This is a genomic window from Ralstonia sp. 25C (assembly GCF_051904805.1).
Taxonomy (GTDB): Bacteria; Pseudomonadota; Gammaproteobacteria; order Burkholderiales; family Burkholderiaceae; genus Ralstonia.
Genome location: NZ_CP196737.1, coordinates 1,087,029 through 1,102,719 on the forward strand (window position 1 = coordinate 1,087,029; position 15,691 = coordinate 1,102,719).

General features: G+C 63.2%; 10 protein-coding genes. 5 read left to right on the forward strand and 5 right to left on the reverse strand.

From position 1 onward, the window contains the following. The first annotated feature begins 1 nt into the window (after position 1). From tssF to ACS7SF_RS05115, 5 genes are read left to right on the forward strand one after another with little or no spacing between them, the layout of a single operon-like run. The gene (gene tssF / locus ACS7SF_RS05095; protein ID WP_439891968.1) at positions 2–1,882 is read left to right on the forward strand and encodes a type VI secretion system baseplate subunit TssF; all 1,881 of its coding nucleotides are present in this window, start codon (positions 2–4) and stop codon (positions 1,880–1,882) included. Beyond that, on the forward strand, positions 1,879–2,925 hold the full coding sequence (gene tssG, locus ACS7SF_RS05100; protein WP_439892699.1) for a type VI secretion system baseplate subunit TssG: 1,047 nt from the start codon (positions 1,879–1,881) through the stop codon (positions 2,923–2,925). The genes tssF and tssG overlap by 4 nt, the downstream gene beginning before the upstream one ends. Before the next feature lie 16 nt (positions 2,926–2,941). Further along, positions 2,942–4,015 carry an ImpA family type VI secretion system protein gene (locus ACS7SF_RS05105; protein ID WP_439891969.1) on the forward strand — a complete coding sequence of 358 codons (1,074 nt, stop codon included), beginning with the start codon at positions 2,942–2,944 and terminating at the stop codon, positions 4,013–4,015. Between the two features lie 29 nt (positions 4,016–4,044). After that, entirely contained in the window at positions 4,045–5,058 is a 1,014-nt protein-coding gene (locus ACS7SF_RS05110) for a fimbrial protein (protein WP_439891970.1), read from the forward strand. A gap of 51 nt (positions 5,059–5,109) precedes the next feature. Further along, positions 5,110–6,471, forward strand: coding sequence for a GlcNAc-transferase family protein (locus tag ACS7SF_RS05115; RefSeq protein ID WP_439892700.1), 1,362 nt, complete (start codon positions 5,110–5,112; stop codon positions 6,469–6,471). Between the two features lie 583 nt (positions 6,472–7,054). Here ACS7SF_RS05115 and ACS7SF_RS05120 read toward each other — a convergent pair. From ACS7SF_RS05120 to tssM, 5 genes are all read right to left on the reverse strand, one after another. Further along, positions 7,055–7,369, reverse strand: coding sequence for a PAAR domain-containing protein (locus ACS7SF_RS05120; RefSeq protein WP_439891971.1), 315 nt, complete (start codon positions 7,367–7,369; stop codon positions 7,055–7,057). A 21-nt stretch (positions 7,370–7,390) separates the two neighbouring features. Beyond that, positions 7,391–10,255 carry a type VI secretion system Vgr family protein gene (locus ACS7SF_RS05125; protein ID WP_439891972.1) on the reverse strand — a complete coding sequence of 955 codons (2,865 nt, stop codon included), beginning with the start codon at positions 10,253–10,255 and terminating at the stop codon, positions 7,391–7,393. An 83-nt stretch (positions 10,256–10,338) separates the two neighbouring features. Beyond that, complete coding sequence (locus ACS7SF_RS05130; protein WP_439891973.1) at positions 10,339–10,914, reverse strand: hypothetical protein; 576 nt, start codon at positions 10,912–10,914, stop codon at positions 10,339–10,341. Between the two features lie 57 nt (positions 10,915–10,971). Next, the gene (gene tagF, locus ACS7SF_RS05135; RefSeq protein WP_439891974.1) at positions 10,972–11,763 is read right to left on the reverse strand and encodes a type VI secretion system-associated protein TagF; all 792 of its coding nucleotides are present in this window, start codon (positions 11,761–11,763) and stop codon (positions 10,972–10,974) included. After that, a complete protein-coding gene (gene tssM / locus ACS7SF_RS05140; protein ID WP_439891975.1) occupies positions 11,760–15,680 on the reverse strand; it encodes a type VI secretion system membrane subunit TssM in 3,921 nt (1,306 codons plus the stop codon). The genes tagF and tssM overlap by 4 nt, the downstream gene beginning before the upstream one ends. Positions 15,681–15,691: the final 11 nt, after the last annotated feature.

Sequence of the window (15,691 nt, forward strand, 5' to 3'; positions counted from 1 at the left end):
AATGGATCCGCAATTTCTCGACTACTACAACCGCGAGCTGACCTACATGCGGGAGGCGGCCGGCGAGTTTGCCGCCCAGCACCCGAAGATCGCTCGCCGGCTTGGCATGCAGGGCATCGAAGTGGCCGACCCGTATGTCGAGCGCATGATCGAAGCGTTCTGTTTCATGTCGGCGCGCACGCAGCTCAAGCTGGACGCGGAGTTTCCGCGCTTCACGCAGCGCTTGCTGGAAGTGGCGTATCCGAACTACGTTGCCCCCACGCCGTCGATGGCGGTGGCGCGCCTGCGCCCCAGCTTGCGCGAAGGCGACTTCAGCCAGGGCTTCAACGTTCCGCGGCATAGCCTGCTGCGCTCGGGCATTCCCCCGGGCGAACAAACGGCCTGCGAATTCCGCAGCGGCCAGGACGTCACCCTGTGGCCGATCGAAATTGTCGAGGCCAAGCTGACGGCCGTGCCGCCCGACATTCCCGACACCGAACGCCATCTGCTGCCGCACATGCAGTTGCGTGGCGCGCTGCGCCTGAAGCTGCGTACCACGCGTGAAGTCACGTTCGACCGCCTGACGGGGCTGGACCGCCTGCCGATCTACATTGGCGGCGACGAGCGTGTGGCCTCGCACCTGTTCGAGCTGATCCACGCCGGCACGGTGGCCACCGTTGTGCGGCGCCACGGTGCAACGCGTGGCGAAGGGCACGTCGTCGCCAAGAACCCGGTCGAATTCGAAGGGCTCAAGGCTTCGCAAGGGTTGCTGCCCCTGCCGTGGAACACCTTCCACGGCCACAACCTGCTGCAGGAATACTTCGCCTGTCGCCAGCGCTTCTACTTTTTTGCGCTCAACGACTTGGCGCGCGGCCTCTCAAAGGTCAACAGCAAGGAAGCCGAGATCGTCATCCTGCTCAACCGCCTGCCCGAAGAGCTGGCGACGCACGTGGACGCCTTGCGCTTTCTGCTGTTCTGCACGCCGATCATCAACCTGTTCCCCAAGCGCACGGACCGCGTGGAAGTCAACCGTGCCCACACCGATTTCCACCTGGTGCCGGACCGCAGCCGGCCGCTCGACTATGAGGTGTTCTCGGTCTCGCGCGTGTTCGGGCAGCGGGCCGAGACGTCTTCCGAAATCGCCTTCAACCCGCTGTACCAAACGCTGCACAGCGACGTGGGCAACAACGGGCGTTACTTCTCCATCCGGCGCGAGCAGCGTGCCCTCTCGGCCAACGCGCGCAAGTACGGCACGCGCACGCCTTATGTCGGCACCGAGGTCTATGTGTCGCTGGTCGACCAGAAAGAAGCACCGTATTCCGACGACATCCGCTACCTGTCGGTGGAGGCCTGGGTCACCAACCGTGATTTGCCGCGCCTGATTCCGCGCAACGGGGTGAGCGATCTGTCGATGTCGGATTCGGTGCCGATTGAGGGCGTAAGCCTGGTGCACCCGCCAAGTGCTCCGCGCCCGCCGTACGCCAGCGGCGAAACCGCCTGGCGACTCATCCGCCAATTGAGCTTCAACTACATGCCGCTGTCGGACCTCGACCACGCCGATGGGGGGCAGGCGCTGCGCAACATGCTGCGGCTGTTTGTTGCCGCCGGCGAGCGCGAACAGATGGCCCAGGTGGACGCGCTGGTTGGTGCACGCACGGAGCCCGTGGTTCGCCGCCTGCCCGGCGAGGGCCTGCTCGTCTACGGGCGCGGTGTGCGCTGCAGCCTCACAGTCGACGAGACAGGTTTCTCGGGCATCAGCCCGTACCTGTTTGGCCTGGTGCTGGAGCACTACCTGGCGCGGCACGTCTCCATCAACACGTTTACCGAGACCGAACTGATCTCGATGCAGCGCGGGCCCGTCACCCGGTGGCCCGCGCGCATGGGCGGGCGCGGAGCTGTCTGACGATGAGCACGCCTGACCTGTACCCGATCGAGCACACGCCGCACCTGCATCCCGATGAATTGCAGGCGTGGTTCAACGACCGCACACCGTGGAACTCCGGCTTCCTGAGTCTGATGCGCTGCATTGCCGCGCGCGACACGGATGCTCCAGCACCCGGCACCGCCACGCGCCCGCAGGAAGAGTCGTTCCGGATCGGGCAGCGCCCCACGATGGCGTTCCCACCGCGCGAAATCTCTTCCGTGGAGATGCACGACGGCAAGCTCGACGTCCAACTGTTCGGCCTGGGACTGTGGGGGCCGCAGGGCCCGCTGCCGCTGCACATGACGGAACTGGCCTACAGCCGCAGCGAAGGCCACCAAGACCACACGCTGGCCGCGTTTGCCGACCTGTTCCACCATCGCGCGCTTTCGCAGTTCTATCGGGCGTGGGCATCGTCACAGGCCACCACATCGCTCGATCGTGGCGAAGACGGAGACTTCTCGTTCTACGTCGGCAGCCTGATGGGCATTGACCCAGCCGAAGTCCAGCACTCCCCGTTGGCCCCGCACGCACGGTTCTCCGCGGTGGCCCACCTCGTGCGTGAGTCGCGCAACCCCGATGGCCTGGCCGCCACGCTGTCGAACTACTTTGGCGTGCCGTTTTCCGTAGATGAATACGTCACCCACTGGATTCCGCTGGCCTCCAGCGAACATGCCTACCTTGGCCAACCAGGCCCCGCCGCCATCATGGGCGAGGGTGCGATCCTGGGCGAGATGATTCCCGATCGCCAGCACAAATTCCGGCTCGTGGTCGGCCCGCTCGATCTCGACCAGTACCTGCGGCTCACGCCACACGGCGATGATCTCCCGACCCTCGTCGAGTGGGTGCGTGCCTTCGTCGGTCACGAGTACGACTGGGAGGTCAAGCTGCTGGTCAAACCGCACACCGCACCGCCTGCGCGCGCCGACGCCTCGCAGCGACTGGGCTACTCCACGTGGCTCGGTGAATCGATGGACGACCTGCCCGTCACGGGCATGGTCTTCGAGCCTGAGCAATACCTCTGACAAAGACATCCTCGCTATGAACGCCAACACTCCGCCCGCCGTTCTGCGCTTTGCAGACCTCCTGGAACCCGTATCAACCGAACACCCCACCGGGCCCGACCTCGAATACGATCCGGCCTTCGTCATGTTGCAAGCGGCTGTTGCCCCGCGCACCGAAGCGCAGTACGGCAACTTTGTCGACACGCCGCAATCCGTGAACTGGGCCGAAGCCGAACGCGATGCACGCGCCCTTCTGCTGCGCACGAAAGACATTCGCGTAGTGACCATCCTCACCCGCTGCCGTGCGCGCCAAGGCGGTGCCATCGGCCTGCGCGACGGTCTGGCGCTGCTCAAAGACATGCTTGAGCGCTATGGCGAAGCCCTGCACCCCACGCCGTTTGCCGATGGCGAGCGGGATCCGCTCCTGCTGTCCAACGCCCTGGCCGCACTTGCCGACCCGGATGCCATGCTGGCAGACGTGCGCGATATCGCGCTACCCAAGGCCTCCGGTCTGCAACTGCAACTGCGCGACGTCGAGCGGTCGTTCATGGTGCCGCGCCAAAAAGACGTGCTGGCGCCAGAATCGGCCACGCGCCTGCTGCAAGAACTGTGGGGGCGCTGCGAAAAGGCCGTCGCCGCGCTGATGGAGTCGCAACAGTTGCTGGAGGCCATCAACACTTGGTCCATCGATGCGCTCGGCGCCGACGCGCCCGACCTGGGTGCGCTAGCCCGCGTGCTGCAACCATACGCGCGCGCGCATCTGGATGGCGGGCAGGAAAGCGCCGCGCCGGCCATGGACGCCGCATCGGACACCGTCGATGACAGCGTTGCCCCCTCCTTGAGCGCGGAAACCACCACCACGGAAACCCCGGATCAGCCGGCGTTGCCCACGCCCCAGCCCATGACCCCATCCGCCCCAACCCGCATGGACCGCTGGTCCGCCCTGGCCACGCTGCAAGACGTGCGCACATGGTTTGAGCGTAACGAGCCCAGCAGCCCCGTCATCGTGCTCCTGCGCCAATCCGAACGCATGGTCGGCAAGCGGTTTTCCGAGTTGGCTCACATCATTCCTGCGGAGCTGTTGGCGAAGTGGGATGAGGTGGATGACTGATGTTTTTTATGTTTTCTCGCAGAACCGGTATGAAAAGAATCCTGACCGTCCTTTTGGCTCTCGGCACGCTAGCCGTCTCGCAACACACTCTTGCAGCCTGTCGCCAGATGTCGAAGGCCGATATCGATGCTTCGCTGATAGACAATCCGGCTGCAGCGGCCGTCAAGCTTCAGTCGTACCAACTCACCCTCCCCAGTGCAGTCGAAATATCACCCGACCTTGCGATTGGCGGAACCATTGCTTCTGGCACGTCGAACCTCCAAAGCGGCACGGTGCGCTTTGGCGTGTGCGAACAAGCCGTCGGAGGGACGATGACTTGGCACATGGCGAACCGCAACGAAGTAAAAAGCCCTGTTTATCAAACCGGGGTGGATGGTGTTGGCCTGCAACTTACCTATGTCCGTCCGAGCGGCACTACGTCGGACTTTGAGTTCGACACGACCTTTCCTGGCAACCCTAGCGGACTGGGATACATGGAACTCCGGGAAGGTGCGCACTTCAAGGCGACGCTGATCAAGACCGGTGATATCGCCAACAACGTCAACGTATTGGGCGGCGTTGTCGGCTCGGGTATAGCGCAGGATGGAAATACAGTCATTCAGGTCAGCAGCAACTTCGTCAATATCAAAATCCTGCCACGCTGCACCGTCAACAGCAGCAACATCAACATCGATTTTGGTACCTTCGGTCCGCGTAACGTCACCGCTACATCTGGCCCTAGCCGCCCTGTCAATTTCAGACTGGCATGCACTGGGGACAACATTCCCACCAAGGTGACGGCCACGTTGAGTGGCACACCGGATCCGGTCAACGCGAGCCTCATCAAGAACGATGGCACCGCTCAGCATCTCGCCATCCAGCTTGCGGACGTTTCGACGGGCACCGTGTTTTCCCCCAACAACCCCGTCAGCAAGCTAGAACAGACGCTTGTTGATGACGGGTCCGAGTTTGCGCTGACAACACAAGTCCTGCGCGTGGGGACTGCCACGCCCACGGCTGGGACGATTTCGTCCATCGCCACCATCACACTGAACCTCGAATGACACCGGACGGCCACGGTGCGAGCTGCCGTGGCCTTCGGTATTTCCATCGCCATGCAAGCCCCGACCATTTTTGTTCAGATTGCTGCGTACCGCGATCCGCAACTGATCCCCACCCTCATCGACCTTGTCGACCGAGCCTCGCGACCCGAGAACCTGCGCGTTGTGGTGTGCTGGCAGCATGCACCGCAGGAGGTAACTGCGCAGTTCATCGCGCACGGGTTCAGGAATTGGACGGTCAATCGCGAGGGTGAAGACACCGTGCACACGTTGCGCTATGGCGACGCACGCATCGAGCTCATCGACGTGCCTCACATGCGATCGCAAGGTGCCTGTTGGGCGCGCAACAAGATTCAGCAGCACTATCAGGGCGAGCGCTACACGCTGCAATTAGATTCACACCATCGGTTCGTGCCGAACTGGGATGTGAAGGTGATTGAGATGCTCGAATCGCTGCGGCCATCCAGCCCGAAGCCGCTTCTCACGGCGTACCTGCCAGCCTATGAGCCTGACGATGACACTCCGGAGACGCGCGGCCGCACGCCCACAGGCACCTGGTTCAGGGAAATTACTGCAGGAGGGGTCGTCATCTTCAACTCTGGAGACATCACGGGATGGGAAGCCATGGACGCCCCGCTTCCTGGGCGCTTCTACGGTGCGCACTTCGCCTTTGCCGATGGCAGCTTTGCGCAGGAGGTACAGCACGATCCGGAGTACTTCTTCTATGGTGAAGAAATCTCAATCGCTGTGCGCGCTTTCACTCACGGTTATGACATCTACTATCCGCATCGACTGATTGCGTGGCATGAATACTCACGCAAGGGCCGCGTCAAGATGTGGGACGAGCATGGTTCCGAAGCCAAAGACACCGGCAGCGTTGATATGGAATGGTGGGAGCGCGATCGCCGTTGCCTCCAGCGCAATCGGATTTTGTTCGGGATAGATGGAGAGGATCCATCGCAGATCGATTTCGGCAAGTACGGCTTTGGGACCAAACGCTCACTCAGGCAGTATGAAGCGTATGCCGGCGTCAGCTTCAAATGGCGCGGTGTTGAGCAGGCCACCCTCCAGCGGTTGCCTCCAACGATGCGCGACATGCCAGATGACGAAACGTGGAAAGCATCACTCAAGCGCTCCAACAGCATACGAATCTGCTCGCATCAGAACCCACTAGGCGAACTCATCGCCATCGACCAGTGCGTTGTGGAGGTGGAGGACCGTGCCGGCCAAGTGATGCACCGGCAAATATTTGATGGCGCAGAGCTACGCGATCGCATCGAAAACCATTGGCTGGACTACGTGCTGCATTTCGTCTCAGACGACGTCGAAAGAGCGCCCATGCGCTATGTGATTACGACGCGAAACGCCACCTCACAATTGATGGCCCGCATCGAAGAGCCACTCGGTAAACATTAACGCTTCGATGCCTTTCTGGGTCTAGCCCTTCACCCTTGCGGCCGCGTCGGCAATGCAAATGTGATGCCCCGGCCGTACTCAGATTTGCCTGATGGATAAGTCCCCAGCCAACGCCCCACACTCTGCGCTCGCTGATTTTCCGAGCACATGGGCATGCCAGATCGCGACCGACTCACATTGACTTCACAAGCATCTGCCACACCCGCCCTGGCAACCCTTTCAGCCATTGGTATGCTGGTCGCCACGGCCACGCATAGCCTGCCAGCCACCGGGCAAGGCACGCGACCCGGCGCGCCACCCGGAAACGCCTCATTGCCGTCGGCCGGTTCTTTGCTGCAGAACAACCCGATCCTAAACGCCCCCGCTGAGCTGGAGTAGCCCATCTCGATGCTATCCACTCGATCAGCAAGCTCTGCGCGTCCTTGCGGCTGCGCAACATGCGGTTGCAGCCCACCGCAACCGCACTCAATTAAATAACAAAAGGCCACCCCGATTGAGGAGTGGCCTTTTCCTTCTCGCTACCGCGCATCAGCCTACCCGAGAGCAGTCCGCGCGTAGCAGTACGGACTGCGCACGCCCTTCGTTAGCCTCCAATGAGGACATTCCCCGACCCTGCGGAGATAGTCGCTCCACAAGACACGGAATCACTCAGCCGAGCAGCAGGCTGGCTATTGATGAACACCGTACCCGACCCTTGCGTCACAGACACCGACCCGTGAATCGAGCACGAGCCCTGACTCGTATTCGCAATCGCGGCGGGAATGCTGTTGATGAAAACGTCGGACGACCCGCTCGTGACGGAGCCGCCTTCGCTGATTGAGTCACCTACTCGTGCTGCTGGTTGCATAAATCTCTCGCTATTGAATGATCCGTAGGTGCAGCACAGCCCTGTTGACATTGAGCTGTGCTGCTTGCCGCTTTATGGCTCGAAGCCTGTCGGCGAAGGCGTTGGCGTTGGCGTTGGCGTTGGCGTCGGCGTGGGCGTGGGCGTGGGCGTGGGCGTGGGCGTCGGCGTGGGCGTCGGCGTGGGCGTTGGCGTTGGCGTGGGCGTTGGCGTTGGCGTTGGCGTTGGCGTCGGCGTGGGCGTCGGCGTCGGCGTCGGCGTCGGCGTCGGCGTCGGCGTGGGCGTCGGCGTGGGCGTGGGCGTGGGCGTGGGCGTGGGCGTCGGCGTCGGCGTTGGCGTTGGCGTTGGCGTTGGCGTTGGCGTTGGCGTTGGCGTTGGCGTTGGCGTTGGCGTCGGCGTCGGCGTCGGCGTCGGCGTGGGCGTCGGCGTGGGCGTTGGCGTCGGGCCAGGCGTTGGCGTCGGGCCAGGCGTCGGTGCCGGCCCAGGCGCCGGTGCCGGAGTCGGCGTTCCCGTTTTCTTCTTGTTAACACCGCCAGCCGTTCCGTCAGCGAGCGTCGTGCCGGAAAGGGCATCCCCCGCCCCCGGGATCACCAGCGGCAGCGGCACAGCACCAGCCACACCGGCACCACCGCCGATACCGCCAGCCCCACCCACACCGCCACCGCCACCACCACCGGTAGCGCTGTCGGAATCGCCCGGGTTGATCTGCACCACCCCGCCCTGGATCGTGACCATGGCATCGCCAATCATCTTGATGATGTTGCCAAGAATCTTGACCGTACCGTCCGGACTCAACACGATCGCAGACTGGCCGCACTTGATGGTAACGTTGATGCCCGCCTCCATCAGCAGCGCGCCACCCACCATGGTGGAGGCCACGCCGCCGACGGTCGTCATGTGGGCACCGCCCACGGTCATGGTGTAGGCACCCCCGACTGCGTTGACAGAAGCACCGCCCACCGTGGAGGTGGTTGCACCGCCCACGGTCAGCATGGAGGCACCGCCCACCAGCTTGGTGTCAAGCGCGCCGATCTTGGTGCTCGACTTCGTGCCGATCACCATCACGTGCTCGGTGCCGATGGTCGTCTTGCACGACGTACCGATCACCATGGTGTTCGACGTGCCGATCGAGGTCGTCGAGTCTTGCGCAATGGAGTAGGTCTGCTTGCCGCCTACGCTGTAGGTGCTGTTGGAGCCCACGACACTGTTGTAGTTGTCGCCAATCGAGCGGTCCATGTTGGAGCCCACACCCACGGTGTAGTTGACGCCAACCGTGCGCGACTCGTTGTTCTTGGTAAGGGTGTTGGTGTCCTTCTCACCCTGGATGTACAGCTCCTCGGCGCCTGGCTTGTCTTCAAAGCGAATGCCGTTGTAGTTGCCCGAGCCGCCGCCGACCGTGTTGCTCTTGAAGCCGCTCTGCGTGGCATTGCCCGGCAGCTCCCAAGGCGGACGCGTCGAGCTGTTGTACAGGCTGCCGATGATGAGCGGACGATCCGGGTCGCCATTCCAAAAGTCCAGAATGACTTCCTGGCCGATCCGCGGAATATAGATGCCACCAAAGCTCGTACCCGCCCAGGCTTGGCTCACGCGCACCCAGCAGGAATCGGTTTCGTCATTGCGGCCGTAACGGTCCCACGCAAAGCGCACCTTGACGCGGCCAAACTCGTCGGTCCAGATCTGCTGCCCGGACGGGCCCACGACAATCGCCGACTGCGCGCCGCTGACCTTCGGCTTGGGTGTCACGCGCGGCAGGCGGAAGACCTCGCTGGTGGGCTGCACGAGGAAGCCGTTCTGGCACTCGTACGCATAACCGCCGCCGGACTCTTCCGCAATCTCCGACAGGCTGAGCTTGGATTCGATGACTAGGTATTCACGGTTTGCGTCGGTGTGCTCGTGGCCGGTCAGCATGAAGGTCTGGCCGCAAGCCAGTCCGCGCACGTTGCCCAAACCACGGCCGCGCGTGCCGGGCGCGCGCTGCTCTTCCATGCGTACGCGGGCGATCAAGTCGCCGTGCGTGCCATCGGTGTAGTCGCCGGGCCAGGAGAACACTTCACCCTGAGCCCAGTTGGTTTCACGCGGCTGCCGGTTGACCGTCAACAGACGTGCGGCCGGACGCGTGAAGTCAAAGTCGTCTTGAATGAACACGCCCGGGCGAATGTCTTCCCATGCCGTGAACAGGCTGATGTACTCCTCGTCCACCTTGCCGCCTTCGGGCAGGTAGGCCAGCTTGTGATACGCCTCGCTCGGGGATTTGCGATGCGCGCCCACGTGGTCGCACAGCACCAACCGGTGCTTGCCATCGCCATGCTCGAAGAACCAGTAGATGCCCCACTCCTCCATCAGGCGCTGGAGGAAGTCGAAGTCCGTCTCGCCGTACTGCACTTGGAACGCGCGCGGCTCGTTTCGGGCACTGGAACCCGCGATCTGGTACTTGGCCGCCTCCAGGCGCTTTTCCACCGGGAACGGGTATTCCGACAACACGTGGTCGATGATGTCGACGACGCTTTTGTCCTGGAAGATCTTGTAGTCGGTGGTCAGCGTGGTGAGCCACAGCCATGGCCGGATCACGACTCGATAGACGTTGTAGCGGCCTTCCTCGCGCAGGAACCCTGCCTCGGTCACCAGCCCGCTGATCTCTCGGGTGCCGGCGCCTACACCGCCTTCGCTGCCAGCACCGGAGCCGTCAAGCTGGATGGACACCGTCATCTCGTTGCCAACGAGATCTTTCAGATCCAGGTTCGCACTGGCCGCCAGCGGCACGGTGTAATCGTCCGGGGTGCGCAGCAACAGGTCGTATTGGTACAACTTGCCCAGCGTCTCGGCGCCCTGCATCGAAAGGAAACGCAGCGCCGGTTCACCCAGCAATTGGGGCATCGCATCACTGCGCACAGTGACGGTTCGGTTGCCCACGCGGGTTGAGGTCAAGGGATTAGTCGACATTCAATCTTCTCTTTACAAACCATCGACAACAAGGACTCGCTTTTGCACCCGGCCCATCCCGGCACAAACGGAGCCCACAAGATCTATGCAGATGCGGCGCTGGTGCCGCGTGTGGGGCGGCGTACGCCAACCGACGCTTTGCGCAGCAGGATGGCGATCACCACGTCAGCCGGTAGCACGGCCGCCGCGCGCAGCAGCCGCTGCGCCGCAAACTCGAGGTCGCGGTCCGTCCGGGCGTCCACCACGTCATTGCCGAAGCCGACGATTTCGTACATCACGCTGACGGCGGGCACGCCTGATGCCACGACCGTGCCGTCTTCGCCCAGGATTTCCGTCACCCACGCGATGGGGGTGGCGAAGATTCCAAGCCAATGCACGAGCAGGCTGGCAATCTTGCTGACGTTGCGCGGCGCATGCAGCGCGCTGATGGCTTCGTCGCTTGCTCCCGGCAGGCGTCGCCCGACGTACGTCAGTGCGCGCTGCAGCTTGTCGCTGTTCGGCTGCCGCCGAAACGCCAGGCTTTCGCGATAGGCGGGAAGGTAGTGGCGCAGCGTGTGGCAGTTCGAGGCGATGGCCCGCTCAAGCTCGCGTGTTTCGGGCTCGTAGTAGCTGGGCAGTTGGTCGAACCAATAAGTCGTGTCTGCGGCGCGTGTGTGCATAGTCGAACAAACCGGGAAATCAAAGGAATGCAGGGGCCAACGCCCGTCGGGGTCCGGTCATGCACCGACCAGAACATCCGCCTCGTAGCGGTAAGTGCGGTCGACCGTGATGCGGTGGCAACCGACGAAGTGGCCTTGGCGGTCCTGTTGCCAGAACCAGCCGCTGTTACGCTGCTCTGTCAGGCAATGCGGCCAGCGGGACCAGGGGGCAGACGCGGTGCCACGCAGTGCGCCTGCAATGTCGTTTTGGTGTTCGGGGCCGAGCAAAGCCGCCATGTCTTGCGGGGGCACAGCCCGACGTAAACCCAGCTTGGCCAGGATACCGGGTCGCGCCGCATCGAACAGCCGCGCCAACCGCACATCGAGCGGCACCGCCGTGCAAGCAACATCCACCTGACCGTTAGGTGTCGGCATATAACGCGCAATCAACCTTGCCTGCCAGAACAGCGCGTTGCGCGGTTGTGCGAGCGCGTCCACCAACCAGCGGCCAGAAACCACTTGAAAGATGACGAGCGGATGCCGCCGGCCCACCTTGTCGCAGGAATCGATCATCACGCCGGCCACAAACCGGTTGCCCGAAAACGGCAGACATCCTGGCGACAAGACGAAGCTCCACGGCAATGGGTGCGCCGGCACCGAAGCGGACGCTGCGGCGTCCGCGCGATGCCAGTCCGGCGCAATACCCGAACCATGCCGCTGTAGCGACAGCGGCCGCCGCCCCATCTCCTGGATGGGATGACACTGGAACCAGTGGCGCCAGTCCTCGACCTGCGCCGCACTGGCCCTCGATCGAATGAAATCACCGAACGCCGGCAGTTTTCCCCACACTGAAGCCTGACACGCCATCATGCCCCTCCTCCTCGCGGACAACGGAAGCCCTTGAGCAGCGACGAAGTCAACGGATTGGCTTGACCGCTGGTCACCAGCTCCAGCACCGCGTGTCGGCCGTCCAGCGTGAAGTTGACCGCCATGCGGCTCGCGGATGCCGTTTCAACGGCACGGCCCCGCTCCATCATCCGGAACAACGCCCACGGCCCATTGGCGAGGATCGTCGACGTTTCCGGACGCACACGCGGGTTGGCCGTGATCTCAGCCGTGGCGCCACCGCGGGGCCCTGGCCAGGTGACGGAGAACGGCACGACCGGCCCGTGTGCGTAACGCATTCCCTGACCATCGATGTCCATCGACAACTCGGTGACCTCCGGATCGAGCGACGCCACCTTGACGTCCATCTTCCAAGCCATGCGCTTGGCGCCCGGCTCGCGGAAGAAGATGTCGCGGATCGCCGCCGCCTGCTGGAACGGCAACAGGCTCGGGCCATTGATGGCCGGCATGCCTGGGCTCAGCGGCTTGTAACGCCACGGCTTCGTTCCCGTGTCGACATAGGCAGCCAGGTTTTTCTGGAAGAACGTATCGAGCAGCCCATCGGCGGCGAACACACGGTTGAAGTCTTCGATATCGACTTCCTGCGTGCTCGCGGCAAACGGATACTTGCCATCGATGGCGCGACGGCACACCTCGCCAACGCTGGAATCGACTTGGAGTGCGAGCATGCTGCCGACCCCCTGGTTGACCTTCTGCGTCGTGCGGTCTGAGATGCCGGCCAAGATGGCCCGCAGCGGCGCGGGCAGCTTGGCGGATTCCATCTTCATTGCGGAACCGATGTCGGCCGTCGGTGGCATCGTCGACGTGGCGAGTGCGTTGTCGGCAACTGCCAGCCGGGTGTATTGCTCATTGATCAGCCCGATGATCGCGTCAAGCTGCAGCGGCTTGGTCGCGCTGGCGACTGGTGCGCTCTGCGGCGCGGGTCCGTTGCCCGTGTCGGCCATGCCCGTGACAACCTCGCGCAAGGCGGCGAAGTGGTTGTCCACGAGCTCCTTCTCCATGCGCAGCTCGGGGCGGGCGGCACCTACCTTCTCTGCTGCCGATGCAGCGATGCTTGCCGCGCGCGAGCGGCGCTTGGCCTCGCTCGCGGCCGCGTCGGCCAACCCGGTGCTATCGGCTGGCGCGGCGTCCATCGCCGACAACGACGTTTGCTTGACGATGGCACGTGCCAAGCGCACCAGCGGGGAATCGGGCGATGCCATCGTGCGTAGGGTCTGGAGATCCAGCGCCAGCGATCCGGACACATCGTCACCGATCGAGACAGGTCGAATGTCGTCGACAAACTGCTGCCAGTAGTTGCCGTAGTCCGTGAGGTATTGCCGGCGAATGTCCTGCGCCAACGCGCCGCGCGCAAGCGGAAGACCAGTGTTCTGCATGGCGCTGGTCACCTTTGCGGCGATGTCCTCACGACCCATGACCCACGCGTCTTCCGTTTGCGCCTGCGCGAGAAACTCGGGGAGGCGCTTCTCGAACACCTCGTGGTAACCCTCGTATGTATAGAGCCCGGGCACCCCGCGATCGAGCGCGGGATTGCCGGCCAAGGTAAAGACGGAGGTGGCCTGCGGGCCCACCGCCGTGACGAGCGTGAAGTTTTCGGGCGCTTCACGCTCCATGACCGCCTTCGCGCGCTCGTATAAACGCGCGGGGGCGGGGTTGCTGTTCAGGAACGTGCGGGCACGTTGCACCAGCTCGGCGTTGCGGGTCACGCTCGGTGCCACCGGCTTGCCGTCGGCAAAGAGGGCGTCCAGATGCTGTGCCATGACCGTGCGGTCGCCAAAGGCGCTGCCGCTGTCATTGCGTTCCCAATCGCGCATCACCCAATGCTTGATCGCCTTGGCGTCATAGTGCTTGCTGTCGAACAGCATCAGGTAGATGGTCAGCGTGCGATATGTGCCATCCGGATCATTCGCGGCAATGGCATCACCCAGCGCGCCTTCGATGCGGCGCACGATCTGCGGCAGTAGCATCTGGCGCTCGAGGCTCTGGTAGGTCTTCTCGGAAGCGTCGATCACGCCCGGTGCCGTATACAAGCCGTAGCGATACCCGCCGCCCGGGCTTTCCAGGTCGATGTTCTGATACTGCGGCAGATCGCGCGAGGCGGTCAGGATCTCGCGGATACCGCTCACGTTCGGCGCCTTGCGGAAAGTCTTGACCTGCGCAGCCAGCGCATCGGTCTTCTTGCTGATGGCCTGCAGGTAGGCGTGGTTGTTGTCAAAGCTGACGATGAGGGCGCTCACCAGCCAGATGAACAGCACCAGCGACACCACGTGCCCCAGCATGCGCAGCATGCGGAAGCGGAATTCCCAGCGCAGGTTTGGCCGCACAAGGTGCGCTTCGGCAATCACGACCTTCTGGAACAGATGGTGCAGGAAATAGCTGCGGTGTGCGGTGGGCACCGTGCTTTGAGCCAAGCCGTCATCCGCACCTTGCCCAGGCGCCAGGCGGGCTAGCCCGCGACGCAGTCGCTGGAACAGGGTCGTGCGGTCCCCCGGCATCGGCCGGTCAGTTTGCGCTGCACTGGTGAAGTACACGCCGCGCAGGTTGCTGTGCAGTTGCGTGTCGTCGTAGCGCGAGTCGAGGAAGATGAGATCGACCGTCGCCGTCACCAGGCGCGCGAGGCTGCGGAACTCCTGAGGCAACGCGTAGAGCTTCTTGCGGCGATCGTTCTCGTACTCTTCCTGCAGGCGGTTATCCATGCCCGCCTCGAGACGGCGCTCGAGCAATTGCAGCTCGGTCACGCAGCGCTGGCGCAGGCTCTCGGCACTCACGCGGGTGAAGTCTTCCTCGTAGGGCAGCGTGAAGCCCCACACCTGCGTGCGCCCCTCGGCCGTCAACGACTGGAAGTACTCGGCGAACCCCGGCAGCAGGTCGAGCTTGGTCAGTGCCACATACACCGGGAAGCGAATCCCCAGGTGCTGGCGCAACTCGCCCAGGCGAGCACGCATAGCGGCTGCCATGGCGGTACGTTCGGCGGCCGAGCGGCTCAGCAGATCGGCCACGCTGATCGTCAGCACCGCACCGTTGATGGGCGCACGCGGGCGATACTTACGCAGGAGTCCAAGGAAACCCTGCCACTCAGCGGCGTTGGTATCGGCAACGTTGCTGTCGTTCTGCTCGTTTTGCTCGGTGTAGCGGCCGGCCGTATCGATCAGCACGGCCTCGTTGGTGAACCACCAATCGCAATTACTCGTGCCGCCCTCACCTTGCACCGAAACCGCGCCCATCTGTTCGGCCAGCGGGAACTGCAGGCCGGAGTTCAGAATCGCGGTGGTCTTGCCCGCGCCCGGTGTGCCGATGACCATGTACCACGGCAACTCGTACAGATAGCGCTTGCTTTCGAACAGTTGACGCACACCCACGGAGGTGCTGCGCATGCGCTTGAGCTGCTGCATCGCCTTGGCGACAACGTTGCTCACCTCACGAATTTCATCGCGGGCGATGGAGCCGGTGCTCTTGTCGGTCAACGGATGCAGAATCCGCTTGAGCAGCGCATCATTCGAGCGCACGGCCTGCCACAAGCGATACAGCCCATAGATGGCGTAGCAGAACACGACGATGGAGATAGCGAGCACCCGCACCCAGACAGGCTCAAACGGATGCATTTCGCCCACAGCCAGCAGCGGCGCGGCGTGCCAGAACAGCAGACACAGTGCGGCTACGCCAATGACGCTCGCCGGCCATTTCAGCCACCAGAACAGCAGCAGCGCCAGCAGCATGACGATGACCGTCACGCGCATTGGCACGCTTGCGAGTGGATGCAGCCCGCCAAACGCCAGCAAGGGGCCGACAAACCAAACGGCAACACCCAGCAGGACGATGGCGATGAACGCCAGCATCTGGCGCGAGAAAATGAACTGGAAAAATCGTTTCAAATAAGACATAGCTGTCCTCC

What these genes read in the sequence shown, in the direction of transcription:
- tssF (WP_439891968.1), top strand. Translation starts at nt 2, where the DNA reads ATGGATCCGCAATTTCTCGACTACTACAACCGCGAGCTGACCTACATG.
- tssM (WP_439891975.1), bottom strand. Translation starts at nt 15,680, where the DNA reads ATGTCTTATTTGAAACGATTTTTCCAGTTCATTTTCTCGCGCCAGATG.
- ACS7SF_RS05120 (WP_439891971.1), bottom strand. Translation starts at nt 7,369, where the DNA reads ATGTCAACAGGGCTGTGCTGCACCTACGGATCATTCAATAGCGAGAGA.
- ACS7SF_RS05125 (WP_439891972.1), bottom strand. Translation starts at nt 10,255, where the DNA reads ATGTCGACTAATCCCTTGACCTCAACCCGCGTGGGCAACCGAACCGTC.
- ACS7SF_RS05115 (WP_439892700.1), top strand. Translation starts at nt 5,110, where the DNA reads ATGCAAGCCCCGACCATTTTTGTTCAGATTGCTGCGTACCGCGATCCG.
- ACS7SF_RS05130 (WP_439891973.1), bottom strand. Translation starts at nt 10,914, where the DNA reads ATGCACACACGCGCCGCAGACACGACTTATTGGTTCGACCAACTGCCC.
- ACS7SF_RS05105 (WP_439891969.1), top strand. Translation starts at nt 2,942, where the DNA reads ATGAACGCCAACACTCCGCCCGCCGTTCTGCGCTTTGCAGACCTCCTG.
- ACS7SF_RS05110 (WP_439891970.1), top strand. Translation starts at nt 4,045, where the DNA reads ATGAAAAGAATCCTGACCGTCCTTTTGGCTCTCGGCACGCTAGCCGTC.
- tagF (WP_439891974.1), bottom strand. Translation starts at nt 11,763, where the DNA reads ATGATGGCGTGTCAGGCTTCAGTGTGGGGAAAACTGCCGGCGTTCGGT.